Annotated in this window: 20 protein-coding genes; 9 read left to right on the top strand and 11 right to left on the bottom strand. The window is 69.8% G+C overall.

Annotation, left to right across the window (positions count from 1 at the left end; all coding sequences use genetic code 11):
• Positions 1-3: 3 nt before the first annotated feature.
• From H4W30_RS27015 to H4W30_RS43845, 3 genes are all read right to left on the bottom strand, one after another.
• Positions 4-612 (bottom strand): TetR/AcrR family transcriptional regulator, encoded by a 609-nt coding sequence (locus tag H4W30_RS27015; RefSeq protein WP_192745400.1) that lies wholly within the window; start codon positions 610-612, stop codon positions 4-6.
• On the bottom strand, positions 593-1,456 hold the full coding sequence (locus H4W30_RS27010; RefSeq protein WP_192745399.1) for an alpha/beta fold hydrolase: 864 nt from the start codon (positions 1,454-1,456) through the stop codon (positions 593-595). Before H4W30_RS27010 ends, H4W30_RS27015 begins: the two co-directional genes overlap by 20 nt.
• A gap of 140 nt (positions 1,457-1,596) precedes the next feature.
• Positions 1,597-1,776, bottom strand: a complete 180-nt coding sequence (locus tag H4W30_RS43845; protein WP_016332937.1) for a DUF7455 domain-containing protein — start codon at positions 1,774-1,776, stop codon at positions 1,597-1,599.
• 339 nt (positions 1,777-2,115) lie between these two features.
• Here H4W30_RS43845 and H4W30_RS27005 point away from each other — a divergent pair, with 339 nt between their 5' ends.
• From H4W30_RS27005 to H4W30_RS26995, 3 genes are read left to right on the top strand one after another with little or no spacing between them, the layout of a single operon-like run.
• Positions 2,116-2,910 (top strand): EamA family transporter, encoded by a 795-nt coding sequence (locus H4W30_RS27005; protein WP_192746834.1) that lies wholly within the window; start codon positions 2,116-2,118, stop codon positions 2,908-2,910.
• 46 nt (positions 2,911-2,956) lie between these two features.
• Positions 2,957-3,373, top strand: a complete 417-nt coding sequence (locus tag H4W30_RS27000) for a GNAT family N-acetyltransferase (protein WP_192745398.1) — start codon at positions 2,957-2,959, stop codon at positions 3,371-3,373.
• Entirely contained in the window at positions 3,373-4,041 is a 669-nt protein-coding gene (locus H4W30_RS26995) for a DUF6885 family protein (protein WP_192746833.1), read from the top strand. The genes H4W30_RS27000 and H4W30_RS26995 overlap by 1 nt, the downstream gene beginning before the upstream one ends.
• Here the strand turns inward: H4W30_RS26995 and H4W30_RS26990 are convergent.
• The 3 genes from H4W30_RS26990 to H4W30_RS26980 form a co-directional block, all read right to left on the bottom strand.
• Complete coding sequence (locus H4W30_RS26990; protein WP_192746832.1) at positions 4,016-5,455, bottom strand: APC family permease; 1,440 nt, start codon at positions 5,453-5,455, stop codon at positions 4,016-4,018. The two genes, H4W30_RS26995 and H4W30_RS26990, sit on opposite strands and share 26 nt — an antisense overlap.
• Positions 5,456-5,521: 66 nt before the next feature.
• Positions 5,522-6,184 (bottom strand): response regulator, encoded by a 663-nt coding sequence (locus H4W30_RS26985; protein ID WP_126731506.1) that lies wholly within the window; start codon positions 6,182-6,184, stop codon positions 5,522-5,524.
• Positions 6,181-7,380, bottom strand: coding sequence for a sensor histidine kinase (locus H4W30_RS26980; RefSeq protein ID WP_192745397.1), 1,200 nt, complete (start codon positions 7,378-7,380; stop codon positions 6,181-6,183). The genes H4W30_RS26985 and H4W30_RS26980 overlap by 4 nt, the downstream gene beginning before the upstream one ends.
• A gap of 110 nt (positions 7,381-7,490) precedes the next feature.
• On the opposite strand from H4W30_RS26980, the gene H4W30_RS26975 reads away from it, so the two are divergent.
• Together H4W30_RS26975 and H4W30_RS26970 are read left to right on the top strand one after the other, a co-directional pair.
• A complete protein-coding gene (locus H4W30_RS26975; RefSeq protein ID WP_192745396.1) occupies positions 7,491-8,078 on the top strand; it encodes a hypothetical protein in 588 nt (195 codons plus the stop codon).
• A complete protein-coding gene (locus tag H4W30_RS26970) occupies positions 8,075-8,284 on the top strand; it encodes a hypothetical protein (RefSeq protein ID WP_192745395.1) in 210 nt (69 codons plus the stop codon). The genes H4W30_RS26975 and H4W30_RS26970 overlap by 4 nt, the downstream gene beginning before the upstream one ends.
• On the opposite strand, the gene H4W30_RS26965 is transcribed toward H4W30_RS26970, so the two are convergent.
• Positions 8,276-9,463 carry a hypothetical protein gene (locus H4W30_RS26965; protein ID WP_192745394.1) on the bottom strand — a complete coding sequence of 396 codons (1,188 nt, stop codon included), beginning with the start codon at positions 9,461-9,463 and terminating at the stop codon, positions 8,276-8,278. The genes H4W30_RS26970 and H4W30_RS26965 overlap by 9 nt on opposite strands.
• Positions 9,460-10,251, bottom strand: coding sequence for a class I SAM-dependent methyltransferase (locus tag H4W30_RS26960; protein WP_192745393.1), 792 nt, complete (start codon positions 10,249-10,251; stop codon positions 9,460-9,462). Before H4W30_RS26960 ends, H4W30_RS26965 begins: the two co-directional genes overlap by 4 nt.
• Positions 10,252-10,313: 62 nt before the next feature.
• Between H4W30_RS26960 and H4W30_RS26955 the strand changes: the two genes are divergently transcribed.
• Together H4W30_RS26955 and H4W30_RS26950 are read left to right on the top strand one after the other, a co-directional pair.
• Positions 10,314-10,691 carry a hypothetical protein gene (locus tag H4W30_RS26955; RefSeq protein WP_192745392.1) on the top strand — a complete coding sequence of 126 codons (378 nt, stop codon included), beginning with the start codon at positions 10,314-10,316 and terminating at the stop codon, positions 10,689-10,691.
• 46 nt (positions 10,692-10,737) lie between these two features.
• Positions 10,738-11,937, top strand: coding sequence for a hypothetical protein (locus H4W30_RS26950; RefSeq protein WP_225949880.1), 1,200 nt, complete (start codon positions 10,738-10,740; stop codon positions 11,935-11,937).
• A gap of 157 nt (positions 11,938-12,094) precedes the next feature.
• Here the strand turns inward: H4W30_RS26950 and H4W30_RS26945 are convergent, their stop codons facing one another.
• Positions 12,095-13,495 carry an RNA polymerase sigma factor gene (locus H4W30_RS26945; protein ID WP_126731519.1) on the bottom strand — a complete coding sequence of 467 codons (1,401 nt, stop codon included), beginning with the start codon at positions 13,493-13,495 and terminating at the stop codon, positions 12,095-12,097.
• Between the two features lie 246 nt (positions 13,496-13,741).
• Complete coding sequence (gene ppgK / locus H4W30_RS26940; protein WP_063274512.1) at positions 13,742-14,503, bottom strand: polyphosphate--glucose phosphotransferase; 762 nt, start codon at positions 14,501-14,503, stop codon at positions 13,742-13,744.
• Positions 14,504-14,570: 67 nt separating this feature from the next.
• Here ppgK and H4W30_RS26935 point away from each other — a divergent pair, with 67 nt between their 5' ends.
• On the top strand, positions 14,571-15,389 hold the full coding sequence (locus tag H4W30_RS26935) for an inositol monophosphatase family protein (protein WP_192745390.1): 819 nt from the start codon (positions 14,571-14,573) through the stop codon (positions 15,387-15,389).
• A 2-nt stretch (positions 15,390-15,391) separates the two neighbouring features.
• Here H4W30_RS26935 and cei read toward each other — a convergent pair whose 3' ends face one another.
• Positions 15,392-16,075, bottom strand: a complete 684-nt coding sequence (gene cei, locus H4W30_RS26930) for an envelope integrity protein Cei (RefSeq protein ID WP_192745389.1) — start codon at positions 16,073-16,075, stop codon at positions 15,392-15,394.
• 454 nt (positions 16,076-16,529) lie between these two features.
• Here cei and H4W30_RS26925 point away from each other — a divergent pair, with 454 nt between their 5' ends.
• Positions 16,530-16,838, top strand: a complete 309-nt coding sequence (locus H4W30_RS26925) for a DUF4193 domain-containing protein (protein WP_005164528.1) — start codon at positions 16,530-16,532, stop codon at positions 16,836-16,838.
• Positions 16,839-16,851 lie beyond the last annotated feature (13 nt).

The following is a 16,851-nucleotide window of genomic DNA, read 5'->3' as shown; positions in this document are numbered from 1 at the left end:
GTTCTAACCGTCCTTACCACTCACGAGGCCGGAGAGCAGGGCCACCAGGGCGGCGAGGGACTTCTCCTTCGCGGCCGCGGGGTCTTCGGCGTGCGCGATCATCAGCGCCGCCTCCGCGCACGCGCTCAACGCCAGCTGCGCCAGCTCCGGGATGGGCGCGTCGATCAGCAGCCCGTCCGCCGCGGCGGCCTCCAGGATCTCCGTGATCAGGCCGAGCCCGTACCGGTTCTCCAGCTCCCGCCATTCCTGCCAACCGAGGACGGAGACCGCGTCGGTGAGCGCGATCCGCACCACCTCGGGCCGCAGGCACAGGTCCAGGAACCGGCTCAGCACGCCGAGCGCCCCCGCCCACGGATCGGCCGTGGCGCGCAGGACGGTCTTCAGTTCCTCGGTGATCTCGGTTTCGATCTGCTCGATCACGGCACGGAACAGGCCCTGCTTGTCCCCGAAGTGGTGATACAGCGCGCCACGGGTGACGCCCGCCGCCCGGACGATCTCGTCCGCTGGGACGGCGGCGTAACCCTGTTCGGCGAACAGCGTCCGCGCCGCCGTGATCAACGCGGCCTGCGTCGACTGCGAGCGTTCGGTCTGGCTACGTCGTGGCGTGGGCACGCAGGAATTCCACCATCATGCCGCTCAGCCGCTCCGGCTGGTCCTCCGGCACGAAGGCGTAGGAGTCCTCGATCGTCTTCAGTTCGGCGTTCGGCAGGACCGCGGCGAGCTTGCGGCCCAGCCACAGCGGGAAGTGCCGGTCCTCAGGTGCCCAAGCCAGCAGAACGGGCTTGGCGAACGCGGGCAGCCGCTCGGCGGCGGTCAGCGTGTACCGGTTGTCGACGCTCGCGGTGAACCGGCGCAGATCGTCGCGGATCTCCGCGCTCCGGCGGCTGGGCAGCAGATACGCGTCGAGGATGTGGTCCGGGACCGGGTGTTTGGTCAGCCAGAGGAAGTCCGTCTTCTCCAGGAGCCAGCGCCAGCGCAGCGCCTGGACCATCAGCCCGACGCCGCCGGGGATCCGTGCCAGCGTGCTCAGCCCCGCGAACAGCGGCGGCAGGAAGCGTTCGAAGGAGTCCGACGGCGTCAGCACGACCCGGCCCACCCGGTCCGGGTTCGTGGTCATGAGCAGTTGCGTGAGCGCGCCGCCGGTGTCGTTCGCGACCACGGTGACGTCGGTCAGGTCGAGCACTTCGAGGAACCGCGCGATGAGCGCGGCGACCCCGGGCGGGCTCAGGTCGGCGTTCGGGACCGGGATCTCGTGCGCGCCGAGCGGCCAGTCCGGGGTGAGGCAGCGGAAGCCGGCGTCGGCGACCGCGGGGGCCACCTTGCGCCAGAGCAGGCCGTTGGTCAGCAGTCCGTGGACGAAGACCACGGGAGGGCCTTCGCCGCGGTCGCGGTAGCGGATTCGGGCGCCGCCGAGGTCCGCCTCGTGCACCTCGCCGAGCAGGTCGCTGGTCGTCATGGAAGTAACATACATGCTGTCTGTATGTTTTTGGAAGACATAGGGACGGCGCCGAGCGTGCCGTTCCAGAGCGGAAAACAGGGCGGCCGGCGCGCTCCCAGAAGGAGCGGCCGGCCGCCGGGTGGTCGTGGACTGGTGGGCTACCGCTGAATGTCCGCGGACATTTCCTTGAGCTTCGTCTCGTGTGCGCGGGCGTGGTGACCACAGAAGAGCAACTCGCCACCGGTGCTGAGAATGGCTCGAACCTGGGCTGCAGCTCCACACCGGTCGCATCGGTCGGCAGCGGTCAGTTCGGGGCGGGTGAGCGTCGGTGAAGTCATTGGAGTCTCCCTCCGTCCCGGCACCGGTGGCCCGGTGCCATCGATCCAGCTACGACCACTTCGGCACTGATGCCGGCAACATTCGTTCCCGGCCCCGCCGTGTTCGTGCTTCCACTCTTCCAGACGTTTGGCGACCCGCAAGTGTTCCCGTGCGGGTGTCTCATTTGTCACTGGTAATTACCTCGGATGCCGTAGCGTAATCACGCAACGTGGGAGAAGACTCCCCGCCGAACCGTCTTTTCCCACGTCAGGCACCATGCGGGGGTGGGTATCGCAGTCGTCCGGAACCGTCTTCCCAGCGTGCCGCCGCCGGTCTTGTTCGTTCTCAGCGGAATTTCCATGTACGCCGGCGCGGCCATCGCCGTAGGTCTCTTTTCGGTCGCCTCACCCGCGGGGGTGGCCTGGCTTCGCTGTCTCGGGGCGGCCGTGGTCCTCCTGGCGTGGCGCAGGCCACCCCGCTCGGCGTGGACCGGGCGCGCGTTCCTGCTCGCGGGTGCCTTCGGCATCGTCACCGCCGGGATGAACGTGCTCTTCTACGAGGCGATCGCGCGGCTGCCGCTGGGCACCGCGGTCGCCCTCGAGTTCGCCGGGCCCGTGGTGGTGGCCGCGTTCGGTTCGCGCACGCGGCGGGACGTCCTCGCGCTGCTGCTGGTGGCGGCCGGGGTGGTCGCCATCGCGGACGTCCGGCTCGAAGGGAGCCTGCTCGGCGTGCTGTTCGCGCTCGGCGCGGCGGCCGCCTGGGCGGGGTACATCCTGCTCGGGAAGCGGGTCGCGGTCGGCGGGAACGGGATCGACGGGCTGGCCGTCGGGTTCGCCGTCGGCACCGTGGTTCTGTCGCCGCTGGCGCTCGGCACCGGCGCGGTGTGGGGTTCGCCACGTTTACTGCTGCTCGGCATCGGGGTGGGGGTGCTCTCGACCGTCGTGCCGTACGCCCTCGATCAGGTGGTCCTGCGCAAGGCCGGGCAGGCACGGTTCGCGCTGCTGCTCGCGTTGCTGCCGGTCACGGCTGGGCTGGTCGGCTTCCTGTGGCTCCGGCAGATCCCGACCCTGCCCGAGGCGATCGGCACGCTGGCCGTCGTCGCCGGGGTCGCGCTGCGATCGCCGGGGAAACGTGATGACTCGGCGCCCCTCTGAGCGGGATACTGACCAGCCTGAAGCGCTTTCAGCACCGGGAGGACACGTGGCCGAGATCCGGCGGGCCGTCACCGTCGAGGAGGTCGTCGCCGCCCAGCACCTGTTCGACGGCCCCGCGCTACGGGAGGCGTCCGAGAAGTTCCTCGCGGGGGAGGAGAACCACCTCCTCATCGCCTACGAGGACGGCGAGCCCGCCGGGATGATCACCGGCACCGAGGTGACGCATCCGGACAAGGGCACCGAGATGTTCCTCAACGAACTCGACGTCAGCCCGGACTACCAGCGGCGCGGGATCGGCCGCGACCTGGTCGACGCTCTGGCCGGGATCGCGCGGGAGCGTGGCTGCCGGGGGATGTGGGTCGGCGTCGAGACCGACAACAAGGCCGCGCTGGCGACCTACACCTCGGCCGGCGCGTCGAACGACGGGCCGTTCATCATGCGGTCGTGGACGTTCGAAGACTGATGTCCTCCGGAATCGACGGCGACCGGACGGGGCTGTCCGGGCGGCGCTGGCTGCCCGGCGGCGAGCATCTCGTCGCCGTCGCCCGCGCCGAACTCCCGCAGAAGGACGAGCTCGCCGGGCCGTTCACGGCGCTGGCCGCCCTGCGCGCCGCGGGGTTCGCCGTCGCGGGCCAGGACGAGGTCGCGGCGCTGTCCGGCACCACGACCGAAGGACTGGCCAGGGCGATCGGGACGCTGTCGGGCGGACGGCTCGCCGCCGTGTCCGCCAGCGGGAACTGGGCACCGCAGTCGTTGTTCATGCTCCTGGCCGCGCTGTGGCGGCTGCCGCGGGTCGCGTTGATCGCGGAGGTCGACGCGGGCGAATTCGGCGCGCACGACACCCCGGCGCGGGCGCTGCTCGACTACCTCGACACGGGGATCCCGCCCCTGTGGTCGTCCCGCTGGCGCCCGGCCGCCGCGCACCACGTGCTGGCCGCCGGGATGCGGATCGGCGCCGAAGGAACCCTTGTGTCCATTATGGACGGTTATCCGTCCTTGGGGGACAACGGTTTGCACGACCAGCCGGTGGAATGGGTGGCCGCGGCACTCAAGCGGATGCTGGTCGTGGTGGACGACGACGACGCCGAGGCCGCCGTCGCCGCGATCACGACGGCCGGTCTGTGGAGCTGAGCCCGTCCTTCGCGAACCGGGAATGCTTGCGCCCGTAGAAGAGATAGATCAGCAGGCCGAGCAGAAGCCACGCGGCGAATCGCAGCCAGGTCATGAGGTCCAGGTTCAGCATCAGGTAGAGACACGCCAGCGCCGCGACGATGGGCAGGTAGGGCGAAAACGGCACGGTGAACGGGCGTTCCAGGTCCGGGCGGCGTTTCCGCAGCACCGGGACGGCCACCGCGACGATGATCATCGCCGACAGCGCGCCGATGCTGACCATGTCGGCGAGTTCGGAGATCGGCACGAACGCGGCCAGCGCCGCGATCAGCACCGCGCCGGCGATGGTCATCCGGTGCGGGGTGCCCCAGCGCGGATGCGCCGTGCCGAACCTCTTCGGCAGCAGGCCGTCGCGGCCCATCGCGAACCCGATCCGGCCGATCGTCACCAGTTCCACCATCATCACCGACGTCAGCCCGGTGACCGCGCCGAGCGAGATGAGCGCGCCCACCCAGTGCTGCCCGACGCGGTCGAAGGCGTCGGCGAGCGGGGCGCCCGCGTCGATCTCGGTGAACGGCACCATCCCGGTCAGCACCAGCGAGACCCCGATGTAGAGCAGCGCGCAGACGCCGAGCGCCCCGAGGATGCCGACGCGCAGATCGCGTTTCGGGTTCACGGTCTCCTCGCCGAGGTTGGCGAGCGCCTCGAAACCGGTGTAGGCGAAGAAGACGACGGCCGCGGCCGTCACCATCCCGGCGATCCCGTAGACGGACTGTTCGAGCCCGAGGACGGCTTGCACGATCGGCTGGTGCAGGGTCCCCGCCGTTTCCGTCGGCGGCTGGGCGGGCGGGATGAACGGGGTGAGGTTCTCGCCGCGGATGTAGAACACGCCGACCGCGAGGATCAGCACGCAGACCGCGACCTTGACCAGCACGAGCAGATTCGTCACCCGCGCCGACTCCTTGATCCCGAGGACGGCGATCACGGTCAGCACGGCGATGATCGCGACCGCGCCTATGTTCACCTTCGCGTCTTCGCCGAACCACTCGGGGGACAGGCCCATCAGATTCGCGAGATAGCCGGACCAGCCGCGCGACACGACGGCCGCGCCGAGGGCGAACTCCAGCAGCAGATCCCAGCCGATGATCCAGGCGAAGGTCTCGCCGAGGGTGGCGAAGGCGTAGGTGTAGGCGCTTCCCGCCGTCGGCACGCTGGAGGCGAGTTCGGCGTAGCAGAGGGCGGCCATCCCGGCCACGACGGCGCCGAGCACGAACGACAACGTGACCGACGGGCCGGCATGGGTCTTCGCCTCGACCCCGGCGAGGGTGAAGATCCCGGTGCCGATGATGATGCCGACCCCGAACCCGATGAGGTCGCGCCCGTGCAGGCGGCGTTTCAGCTCACCGGAATCCTGCCGTTTCAGGACCTCGTCCACGTCCAGAGTTCGCCGCATGAAGGGTCACGCTAGAAGATCGCCGTCCACCTCGCAGATCGGTGGGTTTCACTCCTCCAGCACGACGCCGTTCTCCTGCGCGAGGATCGCCGCCTGCACCCGCGACCGCAGTTCCAGCTTCGTCAGCACCCGGGAGACGTGGGTCTTCACCGTGGTCTCGCCGATGTGCAGCCGCGTCCCGATCTGCGCGTTGGACAGGCCGCCGCCCAGGCACGCCAGCACTTCGCGCTCGCGTTCGGTCAGATCCTCGAGCCCGTCGGGGACCAGCGAAGGCTCACGGGTCCCTGCGGCGAAGGCGGCGATCAGCTTCCGCGTGACCTGCGGGGCGAGCACTCCTTCACCCGCCGCGACCAGTTTCACCGCCTCGATCAGCCGCGACGCCTCGACCGACTTCAGCAGGAACCCGGCCGCGCCCGCCCGCAGCGCGGCGTGGACGTACTCGTCGAGGTCGAACGTCGTCAGCACGAGGACTTCGCACAACCCCTCCGCGGTCAGCTCCCGCGTGGCCGCGATGCCGTCGACGCCGGGCATGCGGACGTCCATCAGCACGACGTCCGGTTTCAGCGCCTTCGCCTGGCGGACGGCGGTGGCGCCGTCCGCCGCTTCGCCGACCACCTCGATACCTTCGGCGTTGCCGAGGATCATCATCAACCCGGCACGGATGGCGCCGTGGTCGTCGGCGACCAGCACCTTGATGTTCCCGTCGCTCAAGACCCCTCCAGAGGCAGTTCGGCACGGACCAGCCAGCCACCGCCGGACGGCCCGGCGGCGAGTGTGCCGCCCACCGCGGCGGCGCGTTCCCGCATGTTCAGCAGGCCGAGTCCGGTCCCGCCGTCGTCAGCCGAGCCGGAGCCGGGACGAAGATCGTTGCGCACTTCGACGGTGAGTATGCCTCCGTCGGCGCGGATGTCGAGCACGGCCCGGCCACCCGCGGCGTGCTTGGCCGCGTTGGTGAGCGCCTCCTGCGCGATCCGGTACGCGGTCAGGTCGACCGCGGCGGGCAGGTGGGCGGACTGACCGGGCGTGGAACCGATCTCGACCTCCAGGCCGCTCGCGCGCGCGGATTCGACCAGTTTGGACAGTTCCGCCAGCCGGGCGGGCGCGGTCGGCTCGATCTCGCTGTTCCCGGTGGAGGGATCCGCGCGCAGCAGCCCGATCATCGCGCGCATCTCGTCGAGCGCGCTCACACTGTTCTCCCGCACCGATTCCAGGACCTTCCTCGACAGCTTCGGGTCGACGGTGGCCATCGACAGCGCGGCCTCGGACTGGATCGCGATCGCCGAAAGATGCCCGGCGATGACGTCGTGCAGGTCCCGCGCCATCTTCGAGCGTTCCCCCGCGACGGCGGCCTTCCGGTCCAGTTCGCCGATCGTGGCGAGCTGGACCGCGTTCGCCCGTTCGTTGTCCGCGATGTCCCGCTGCTGACGGACGTTGGCCGCCCACCACACCGGGGTGACCAGGAACGGCAGGAAGGCGAACGCGACAAGGATCGCCGTACGCCACTGCGCGGAGAAGATGAGCGCCACGCAGACCACCCCGAGCGTCCCGATCGCGGCCACCCCGATCATCGTCCTGCTGACGCGCCGCGAACCGTAGAGCGTCGTCGCGTACAGGAAGTCGGTGAAGACGATGAGGATCGGGAGCGAGGGACCGAACGCGAAGTCCACCGCGAGCACGACCAGCGCGCAGAGCAGCGCCAGCGGAACCTTGCGGCGCAACATCTCCAGGCCGCACAGCACGGTCAGTTCACTCAGGCGGATCCACAATGGCGTGTCGTCGGGGCCCGCCAGGAGCACCTGCATCCCGCTCACGTAGACCAGCACGCCGAGGACCCAGGTGCCGAAGGCGATGACGAGGTCCTGTTTCCATTCGGCGAGGTGGTTCAGGCGCGGGACGAACGTGGGCACCGCCCCATCCCAGCACACCGGGATGGGCGGCGGGGTCCTCCTAACTGATGACGATGATCTCGTGCCGTACGCCGACGCGCAGGACCGGTGCGGTCGGCGAGGCTTACGGCGTGAACAAGATCTGGGACTTCATCGCGGAAAACCCGATGGCGGCCGTGATCGCCGGCGGGGAGATCGGTTTCTGGGTCGCCATCGTCGCCGGCCTCGCGGCCCGCTATCTGCTGAAGCTGAAGCGGACCAGTGTCGTGCTGCTGCTCCTGACCCCGGTGATCGACCTCGTCGTGCTGGTCGCGACGGTGATCGACCTGCGCAACGGCGCCACGGCGAACTTCGTGCACGGCCTGGCCGCGGTGTACCTGGGCTTCAGCGTCGTGTTCGGGCATTCGATGATCAAGTGGGCCGACGTCCGGTTCGCCCACCGGTTCGCGGGCGGGCCGCCACCGCCGCCCAAGCCGAGGGGCCGGGAGAAGACGCGCGCCGAATGGCGTGACTGGTTCAAATGCGTGCTGGCCTGCGGGCTGGCCGCGGGGGTGCTGCTCCTGCTGATCTTCATGGTCGGTGGCACCGAGCAGGTCGACCCGCTGTGGGGGTGGCTGCCGCGGCTGGGGGTCGTGACGGCCATCTGGTTCGCCACCGGGCCGCTGTGGCAGGAGCTCTCACCCAAGGGCGAAAGAGTCAAGGAAGGGGCTCGACGATGATCGAACTACTGGGAATCGCCCTGCTGGTGCAGGGCGGCGGCGGGTTGATCAACCGGCTGCTCGGCAGCACCAACCCGAGCTGGTTCGTGCAGCTCCACCTGCTCCCGCCGGGGATGCACGTGGTGGCCAGCGCGCTGATGGTGGCAGGCGGCGTAGGGTTGCTGTTCGGCGAGCGTGCCCGCAAACAGCGCCGCCGGTCAGAGTGAGACCACGACCTGCAGGACGCCGAGGACGATGGTGACGACCGTCAGGACGACGGTGACCACGGTGAGCCGCGTGACCCGCGCGCTCACCGTGTTCTCGTAGGCGTACCTGGTCTCCTCGTCCATCGCCTCGGCCTGACGGTCGAGCTGGGCGATGATCCGCTCCACGCCCATGCTGGTGACCAGACGGCGCTCCAGCGAATCGATCTCGGGCGGCAGCACCGAATGCAGCATCTCGAGGATGTCGTCGAGCGAGCCGCGCAGCAGCCGGGTGCGGCTCCCGGACTTCTTCATCGACGCCAGCCACTGGTCGGCCAGCGCCATCCGGATCAGGACGCGTTCGAGGATGAAGAGCATCCCGTGGTCGAGCCCGCCGATCTCGCTGTCGATGGCGAAATACGGTTCGGCGGCGCCGAACGGGCCGCGCATCAGCTCGTCCTGGTGCTCGACGTAGTCGGAGTCCTTGCTGTTGAGACAGACGATCCCGCCCGCCATCGTGTAGGCGGCGACGAACGAACGCGTTCCCCACGACGGACCGAGCGCGTCCCGAGCGACCTCGCGGGGCACGAACCGCCAGCCCTCGTCGCTGGTCGCCAGCCCGTAGTACGGCCGGGGATCGGCGGCGACCCGCTGGGCGGGCGGATGCCCGTCGTGGGATCGCAGTTCGACACACCAGCCCTTGCGGCTGAGCCCTTCAGTGAGGCCGCAGCCCCTGGTCAGATCCTCGAAGATATGGGTGACGGCCTTGAGCAGCGAGGGGAACGTCTTCTCGCCGTAGGCGCCGTGCAGCCCGTTCTCCCCGTTCGACGTCTCACGGCCCTGAAGGCTTTGCAGGACGGCGATGGCGAGGTCGAACTCGGCGGCGTGACCCTCGGCCGCGCCGCTGATCGTGGTGGCGAGGACCAGCGTCATCGCGTGATAAGCCGGATGCCAGGTGACCACGAGCTCGCACGGCAGGCCCGCCGCGCCGACGCGGATCGACAGCCTGCGTTTGCGCAGCACCCGTCTTCGCGGCGGTCGCGTGTAACTGGCCAGGAAGTTCTCCGCGGCCGTCCACTCCTCGCCGAGTTTCCCGTCGAGGTGGGCCAGCAGCCCGCGGTCCCGGCCGCCGTCCAGCACCTTCCCGGCCTCCCGCTCCGACAGCGGGACCGCCCACGCGAAGGTGAGGAGCAGCGCGGTCATCCGCGGCGCAGGAGGGTGATCAGGTCCCGGCCGAGATGGCGGCGCAGGGGGCCGGAGGCGTTGACCAGTTCGTCGCGGTCGATGTGCTCGTCGGCCGGGCCGAGATCGTCGAGCACGTGGTACGTCCACTCCCAGGCGGTGCGCCAGCCCGCCTCGGCCGCGTCGGCGGCGACCTCCTCGGGATCGAGGTGGCGCACCGGGAGCGCCGGACCGCCGTCGTGCAGCGCTTTGTCGAACTCTTCGCGCGAAACGCGGCGGGAGCGGACTCCGGTGCCCGCTTCGACGCTGTCGAGGCTGAACGCGCCCCGCCCGACCGGCGACCGGCTGTAGGCCAGCACCAGTGCGCCGCCGGGCGCGGTGATCCCGGCCAGCCGGCGCAGGATCGGCCCGACGTCCGGCGTGGGCACGTGCTGGATGACGTGGCTGCACAGCACGAGGTCGTACGGGCCGCCGTCCAGTTCGGTGATCGGTGAGACGGCGAAGGAGAAACCGGTGTCCGCGACGGTGGTCTCCCGCGCCTTGGCCAGCCTGTCCGGGTCGGGGTCCGCGGCGGTGACGTCGGCGGAGAACCGCGCGAGCCAGGGGAGAAGGCGGCCTTCCCCGCAGCCGGCGTCGAGCGCCTTGACCTCTTCGCGCGGGCCGAGGATCGCGGTGAGCTCGTCGGCGACCTTGGCGAGCGCGCGGTCCTCGCTGGCCGTCCAGTAGCCGTCGTAGGGTTCGTGCCGTCGGATGAACGCGCCGGTGACGTGGTCGCCGGTGTCCGGGTAGCGGTAGCTCTCGGTCAGCACAGTCGCGAATATAGCCCGGATTCGCGGGTTCTCCGGCGCTCCGCGCGGGTTTACCCTTAGTCGTGGCCATCGGGCCTGTCGCGCTGTACGCCGTTGTCGCCGTGGCGCCTTCGGTTCTTTTCTGGTGCGCGCTGAAGGTCCCCGAGGTGGTGCGCCGGTGGCGCCGCCGCCGCGAACCCGAGGTCCCGGCGGGCCCGCCCATCGAGAAGCTCGCCGCCGATCTGCGCCGGGTGCACCGTCTCCTGGCGGAACTCCCGCCAGGGGCCTCCGCCGTCCGCCGGTACGGCACCAGGCAGGCGTACGACGCGCTGCTCGTCCAAGCCTGCCGGGAGGTCGAGGTCGACCACCGGCTGGACGCCCTGCCGGAGGGTTTCGAGCGGGAGATCGAACGGCTCCGGATCGAGGAGTCCCTGGCCCAGCGCGGACTTTCGGTGTCCTGACGCGATTTGTATCGAAAGTATGCGCGCGGCCGGGAGGCTCGCGGGCATGAAGAGGCTGGGACTTCTCGCCGCGCTGCTGCTGGTGTTCGGGCTCGTCCCCGGGGTCGCGTCGGCCGCGGCCGCCTTCCCGAGGATGGACGCGGCCACGGTCGACGGCTTCCGCTGGACGTCCGGTTCGACCTTCGGCACCTACGGCGCCCGGATCGCCGCGCTGGAGAAACACCTCCCGGCCCGCGGGTTGCCGGAGATCCTGTCGTCGGCGAACCGGAAGGCGCGGCCGTTGTGCCACGCCACGTATCTCGCGACGGCGCTGAAACCGGCGGGGTTCTGCTGGGAGGACGCGAACGACGACAGGACCAACGACTGGATCCCGCAGGGACTGACCGGTTCCGGCGACGCGGACGCGGCGACCGGGAAGGTCGGCGGCAAACGGGTCGTGGCGACGTCCTGGCACACCCCGGGCGACACCATGGTCCGTCTGTCCTTTGTGGACGCTACCGGGCTGGGCTACCGGCACGTGCTGCTCGTCGAGCCGACGTCGGACGACAACTTCGCCGTCGTGCAAGGACATGGGCACGGCATGACGTGGATCGGGAACCGGCTGTTCGTCGCGACCACCGGGGGAGTGGTGCGGGTCTTCGACACCACGCACTTCTGGAAGGTCGACGACAGCTCGGGCGTCGTCGGGAAGGGCCCGGACGGCAAGTACCACGCGGCGTTCTACGACTACGCGATGCCGCAGATCGGCGCGTACTGGTATCCCGGCGGCGGCGCCTGCACCAACGCTCCCGGGACGCGGCCGTGTCTCGCGACGATGTCGTTCGACCACAGCGACGGCTCGATCGTGACCGCGGAGCACATCCCGAACGCGGCCGGCGGCCGAGTGCTGCGGTGGCCGTTCGACCGCGCGACCGGCCTGCCGAAGGTGTCCGCCGATGGCACCGTGCACGCGAAGGAAGGCTTCGTGTCGCCGGTGTGGGGCATGCAGGGAGCGGTGGCGCGTAACGGGTATTTCGTGCTGACCGGCGTGTGCCCCGAGTACGCCGGGGTGGCGGGCGACCATCCGTCGTGCCTGCACGGCGGTGTCGGCGGCACCTCGACGTCGCGGCTGAGCGGCCGGGCGCCGGTGAACTCGCAAAACCTGTCGTACTGGCCGGCGACGGGGGAGCTGTGGCTGATGAACGAACAGCTGCGGGAACGGGTGACCGTGCACGTCCCGTGGACCACCTTGACCGGCCGCGCCTGAGGCCACGACCGCGTATTCCCGTGTCCTGAAGGGCACCTTCGGGACGTTCAACGTCTCAAAGGTGCCCTTCAGGACACCAGGTCAGGGGGCGAAGCGGGTCCGGACGCGAAAAACCCCGCCACCGAAACGGTGACGGGGTCTTCCGTGAACCCTGGGCTCAGTCCAGGTAGTCGCGCAGGACCTGCGAACGCGACGGGTGACGCAGCTTCGACATCGTCTTCGACTCGATCTGCCGGATGCGCTCACGGGTCACCCCGTACACCTGGCCGATCTCGTCGAGCGTGCGCGGCTGGCCGTCGGTGAGGCCGAACCGCAGCCGCACCACACCCGCTTCGCGCTCGGACAGCGTCTGCAGCACCGACTGGAGCTGGTCCTGCAGCAGCGTGAACGACACCGCGTCGACCGCGACGACGGCCTCGGAGTCCTCGATGAAGTCACCGAGCTGCGAGTCGCCCTCGTCGCCGATGGTCTGGTCGAGCGAGATCGGCTCGCGGGCGTACTGCTGGATCTCGAGGACCTTCTCCGGGGAGATGTCCATTTCCTTCGCGAGCTCTTCGGGGGTGGGCTCGCGACCGAGGTCCTGCAGCAGTTCGCGCTGTATACGGCCGAGCTTGTTGATGACCTCGACCATGTGCACCGGGATACGGATGGTGCGGGCCTGGTCGGCCATCGCGCGGGTGATCGCCTGACGGATCCACCAGGTGGCGTACGTCGAGAACTTGTAGCCCTTGGTGTAGTCGAACTTCTCCACCGCGCGGATCAGGCCGAGGTTGCCCTCCTGGATCAGGTCCAGGAACGCCATGCCGCGGCCGGTGTAGCGCTTGGCCAGCGAGACCACGAGCCGGAGGTTCGCCTCCAGCAGGTGGTTCTTCGCCCGTTCACCGTCGCGCACGATCCACTTGAGGTCGCGCCGCATCTGGGTGACGAGCTTCTCGCCCTCCTCCTCGGCGTTGCGGACGCGCTCGGCGGCGTAGAGCCCGGCCTCGATGCGCTTGGCGAGCTCCACCTCCTCCTCGGCGTTCAGCAGGGCGACCTTGCCGATCTGCTTGAGGTACGCGCGGACCGAGTCGGCCGAAGCGGTGAGCTCGGCGTCCTTGCGGGCCTGGCGCAGCGCCTCGGACTCTTCCTCGTCCCAGACGAAGTCCGGGTTGTCGGAGGTCTTCCCGGCGTTCTTGTCGGTCGACGTGCGGCGGCCGCGCGCGGGCGTCTCTTCGACGTCCTCGTCGGACTCCGCGTCCTCTTCCGTCTCCTCGGTGACGGAAGCGTCGACGACGTCCACCTCGACCTCTTCGAGGTCCGACAGGTCCGGGGTTTCGAGGTCGGCTTCGTCGAGCTCTACCGGACCGTCTTCCGGGTCGCCGTCTTCGGTCTTGGCACCCTTGGTGGTGGGTTTCTTGGCCGGAGCCTTCTTCGCCGGGGCCTTCTTCGCGCCTGCCGCCTTGGCGGCGGTCTTGCGCGCCGCGGGCTTCGCCGCGTCGGTGGCTGCCTCGTCGGCCGGCTCGCCGGCTGCGGTCGCTGTCTTCGTCCCGCTTCGGGTTGCGGTTCTTGCGGCTGCCACTTACGCCCTTTCGCAGCGGTCGATCATGACGAGCCGAGGCGTGATGGTCTCGGCTGCCTCAAACTTCGGGGAACACCCCTCGGCCTGCGGTTTCCCTGGTTCTCCTTGGCACCGCCGCCGTGGGCCGTGTTCCATTGTAACGACGATACGTGACAGCGTCGCGGCGCGGACCACCACCCGCCGGGCGCGACACGCCGTGCGACCCGCCGAAGTGACATCCGAAGCGCGGATGTCAGCGTGCGCGCGTCAGTGCTCGATGCCCTCCGCGGCGGCGGCCGCCGCGCCGGCGATGCCCGCGTTGTTCTGCAACGACGCGACGATCACCGGGGTGCGGATGTCCAGCAGCGGGACCCATTTGTGCGACTTCTTGCTGACCCCGCCGCCGACGATGAACAGATCCGGCCAGATCAGGTTTTCCAGCACGGAGAGATACCTGTTCACCCGTTCCGCCCATTCGGGATACGAGAGCTCCTCGTTGTCCTTCACCGACGCCGCGGCCTTCTTCTCCGCGTCGAAGCCGTCGACCTCGATGTGGCCGAACTCGGTGTTGGGCACGAGCTTCCCGTCCTGGAAGACCGCGCTGCCGATACCGGTGCCGAAGGTCAGCAGCGCCGTCACGCCGCGCCGCGCGGCCGGGTCGCCCCAGCGGATCTCGGCCATGCCGGCGGCGTCCGCGTCGTTGAGCATCGCGATGTCGTCCACGCCGCGGCCGAGGCGCTTGGCGAACAGGGCGTCGGCGTCGGTGCCGATCCACTTGCGGTCGATGTTGGCCGCGGTGTGCGCGACCCCCTTCTTGACCACCGCGGGCAGCGTGACGCCCACCGGGCCGTCCCAGCCCGCCTGGCCGGTGATCTCGGCGACGACGTCCGCCACCGCCTCCGGGGTCGACGGCTTCGGCGTGTCGATGCGGATCCGGTCGCCGATCAGCTGTCCTTGCGCCAAGTCCACCAGCGCGCCCTTGATCCCGCTGCCGCCGATGTCGATACCGAAACCTCGGGTCGCCTCCACCACGGACGTGGTCCCTTCTCGCACGATTCAGAAGCCTGCCTCGGAGACTTTAACCGGATGTGGTGACATGGCGGACGTGGGAGTTGACGAGACGTTGCTGAAGAGTGTCGCCGAGCGTGTCGCGGGCGAGGCCGCCGAACTGGTCCACGAGGCCTGGACCGGGATGAACGCGGGCCGCGAGGTGCGCGTGGACACCAAATCCGCCGACACCGACGTGGTGACCGCGGTGGACCACGAGTCGGAACGGCTGGTGCGCGCCCGGCTGGCCGAGCTGCGCCCGGACGACGCCGTGCTCGGCGAGGAGGGCGGCGGGATCGCCGGGGACGGGGTGACCTGGGTGGTCGACCCGATCGACGGGACGGTGAACTTCCTCTACGGCCTGCCCTGGTTCGCCGTGTCGGTGGCCGCGCAGGTCGGCGGGGTGTCGGTGGCGGGCGCCGTCGTCGAACCGGTCAGCGGGCGCCGCTGGACCGCCGCACGGGGGCAGGGCGCGTTCCTCGACGGGCGGCCGCTGGCGGTCAACGCCCCCTCCCGGCTGGATTTGACGCTCGTCGGCACCGGATTCGCCTACAAGGTCGAACGGCGGACGAAGCAGGCGCGGTTCGTCGCCGAACTGGCGACCCGGGTGCGGGACGTCCGGCGCAACGGGGCCGCGTCGCTGGATCTGTGCGCGGTCGCGGCGGGCTGGCTGGACGCCTACGTCGAGCACGGCCTCGGGCACTGGGACTGGGCCGCCGGCGCGCTCATCGCCGCCGAGGCGGGCGCTCAGGTGTCGCTGCCGGGGGAGGACACGGAACTGGGGCCGGACGCGACCTTCGCGGTGGCGCCGTCGATCGCGGCTCCGTTGCGTCAGGCGCTGATCGACTCGGGCGTGGGCACTATCTGAGGTCAGCAGGGAGCTTCGCGGGCGGCCTTCAGCAGCGCCTGGTCGATCACCGGGGCGCCGCCGCCCGCGGACTGCTCACCGCCGCCGCTGCCCTGCTGCGCCTTCGACCACTGCGTGAGCTGGTCGAGCACCTGGCGCGCCTCCGCCTTCGGGCGGACGTCGCCGAGGAGGGTTCCGGTGGTGAGCGTGACCGAAGCGTCCTTGCGGTTGTCCTTGACCAATTCGGCGCACGGGACCACCAGGCTCAGCGTGCGGGCCGCGGCGGCGCCGTTCTCACCGAAACGGATCTGGCCGCGGCATTTGGCTTCGGCGTTCTTGTAGGCCGGGTCGACGTCCGGCTCGACGATCTGGGAGAAGCCGAGTTCCCGCAGCGTGCTGGTGACGATCCCGCCCTGGCCGCGGACCTGGGATCCGTTGAGCACCTGGACGGCGACCTTGTCCGGCGGCACCGGCGCGCGGTCGTCGAGACCGTTGTGCGCCAGCGGGGTGTAGGTGACACCCTGCTGCGGGGCGGGCGGGGGATCGCAGCGGACCCTGGCGTCGATGTCGGACCTGCTCGCGACGACGTTCACCCAGACGATCACCGCGCCGAGTGCCATCACGCCGATGACGATGAGCGCGGGCAGCGGCTTGCGCTTGCGATACGGCCTCGCCCCGCGGTCCCCGATGCCGTTCCCCGACGCCACCTGCCAGTCCCTTCCCCAAAGCCCGGATCCCCGGATGGTGCTTCATCTCACCATCGTGTCCGATCAGCCTATGCGTTGCGGCGAAGGTGATCGGCGCGGGCCTCCGGATAGCACCACGCGAGGACCACTCCGGGCAAGCAGCCGGGCCCAAGGGGTGAGGTACCCGACCCGTGGGCAACCCATTCGGACGACAGGCGTCTTGACAGCAGGGTTCCCCCTGTTGGGTGACGTAATCGCGGCTAGGTCTGACTCGTTGCAGAGCCGGTATCAGCGTGAGCTACCCTTCGCGGGCTCAGGCGGCAGTAAGAGGCGCAAAAGAGAGACCTCGCTCACTGCCCAGCCGGGCACAAACAGGGGCGCTGGGACGTTAACCAGCGGCACGAAGGACTCACGAGCCGCGCGCTCGCGGGTCCGGGCCAATCGACATCGAAAGCATCGCAGGGGTGAGGGACCAATGGCGACCGACTACGACGCTCCGCGCCGCAGCGAAGCCGACGAGCTGGCCGAAGACTCGTTGGAAGAGCTGAAGGCAAGGCGTAACGAAAACCAGTCCGGCGTCGTGGACGTCGACGAGGACGCGACCGCCGAGAACTTCGAGCTGCCGGGCGCGGACCTCTCCGGACTTTCCGGTGAGGACCTGACCGTCAAGGTCGTGCCCAAGCAGGCCGACGAGTTCACCTGCTCCGTCTGCTTCCTGGTGCACCACCGCAGCAGGCTGGCCGAGGAGAGTGGCGGACGGCTCATCTGCCGCGACTGCGCCTGAGCCTACGGGCACA

Origin of the sequence: Amycolatopsis roodepoortensis, from assembly GCF_014873915.1 — a bacterium.
Taxonomy (GTDB): domain Bacteria; phylum Actinomycetota; class Actinomycetes; order Mycobacteriales; family Pseudonocardiaceae; genus Amycolatopsis; species Amycolatopsis roodepoortensis.
Note: the sequence above shows the minus strand (reverse complement) of the source record. Positions and strands in the feature narration are given on the sequence as shown.